Annotated in this window: 1 protein-coding gene; it reads right to left on the bottom strand. The window is 70.3% G+C overall.

Translation table 11 applies throughout. The features are described 5' to 3' along the window. Window positions 1-191: 191 nt before the first annotated feature. Window positions 192-923, bottom strand: a 732-nt coding sequence (locus A5705_RS29215) for an HNH endonuclease signature motif containing protein (RefSeq protein ID WP_156763159.1), incomplete at its 5' end; no start/stop codon positions are given.

The following is a 923-nucleotide window of genomic DNA, read 5'->3' on the forward strand; positions in this document are numbered from 1 at the left end:
CCGGACCCCTCGGCGACCGCGCCGACTGGTGGTGGTACGACCCCTTCCAACCCCAACCACCACCATCGACCAACTAGGTTGATTGGGGCATAAAGAATTTCGTTTGCGTTACCCGCTGCCCAGACCATGCGGCTTGCTTGAAAGTTGGTAGCGCATACGCTATCGAATTCGTAAGTCGCCGATGCCCGGAGTCAAGCCGGACCCGGCGCCGGTGCGAATTCGAAACTCGGCGGTTCGCGCAGCCACGCCGTCGAGACGGCGGACCAGTCCGCGACGCTGACGTAGGGTCCCGCCGGGCTGTGCGCGTGGCCCGAGCCGTCGGCCGTGCTGAACGGGGTGACCGAGATCTTGGGATGGGCGAGGGAGCCGGGGTGTAGGGGTTGGCCGTCCTCGTCGGTGACCGAGAGGTGGTCGGGGGGTCCGGTGATGGTGATGTGGCCTTGGTGGTGTTGGCGGTGGTGGTAGGGGCAGATCAGGACCAGGTTGGCCAGCTCGGTGGGGCCGCCGTTTTCCCAGTGCACGAGGTGGTGGGCGTGTAGGCCGCGGGTGGCCCCGCAGCCGGGTACCGCGCAGCTGGGGTGGCGGTGCTCGAGGGCGCGGCGCAGTCGCCGGCTGATGGTGCGGGTGGTGCGCCCGGCGCCCAGGGGTTGGCCGTGGCGTTCGAGCCAGACTTCGCAGCCGGCATCACAGGTCAGGTATTGGCGGTCGGCGTCGGATAGCAGCGGGCCCAGGTGCAGCGCGGCGCTGCGCTGGGCCGCGTCGTAGTGGGCCACCACGGTGGTGTGCTGGCCGTGCGGGCGGCGGGTGGCCTCGGCGTCCCAGCCGGCCTCGACCAGCCGCATGAAGGCCTCCAGGGTGCCCGGCATCGGCGGCGCGCTCGGTGCGGAGCCGTCGCCGTTGGCGCGGTCGCGTTTCCACTCGGC

This window comes from Mycobacterium sp. E787 (assembly GCF_001668725.1).
Lineage (GTDB): Bacteria > Actinomycetota > Actinomycetes > Mycobacteriales > Mycobacteriaceae > Mycobacterium.